At 71.8% G+C, this 529-nt stretch carries 1 protein-coding gene; it reads right to left on the reverse strand.

Features of this window, described 5'->3' with window-relative positions:
• On the reverse strand, window positions 1–529 hold a 529-nt coding region (locus IE263_RS48100; protein WP_189944466.1), incomplete at both ends, for a zinc-binding dehydrogenase.

Consider the following 529-nt stretch of genomic DNA (forward strand, 5'->3'; position numbering starts at 1 on the left):
GGCCCACCGCCTCGATCACCACGTCCGCGCCGAAACCGCCGGTCAGCTCCCGGATCGCCTCGACCGGGTCGGTCTCCTTGGAGTTGACGGTGTGGGTGGCGCCCATCGCACGGGCCGTCGCGAGCTTGCGGTCGTCGATGTCCACGGCGATGATCTTCGCCGCGCCCGCCAGGCGCGACCCCGCGACCGCCGCGTCACCGACACCACCACAGCCGATGACCGCGACGGTGTCGCCCCGGCCCACATTTCCGGTGTTGATCGCCGCCCCGATACCCGCCATCACGCCACAGCCCAGCAGCCCGGCCACCGCCGCCGACACCGACGCATCGACCTTGGTGCACTGCCCCGCCGCCACCAGCGTCTTCTCCGCGAACGCGCCGATCCCCAGGGCCGGCGACAGCTCCTGACCCGTCGAGGCCAGCGTCATCTTCTGCCGGGCGTTGTGCGTGTCGAAGCAGTACCAGGGCCGGCCCCGCAGACAGGCCCGGCACTGCCCGCACACCGCCCGCCAGTTCAGGATCACGAAGTC

Source organism: Streptomyces aurantiogriseus, from assembly GCF_014649375.1.
GTDB classification, from domain to species: domain Bacteria; phylum Actinomycetota; class Actinomycetes; order Streptomycetales; family Streptomycetaceae; genus Streptomyces; species Streptomyces aurantiogriseus.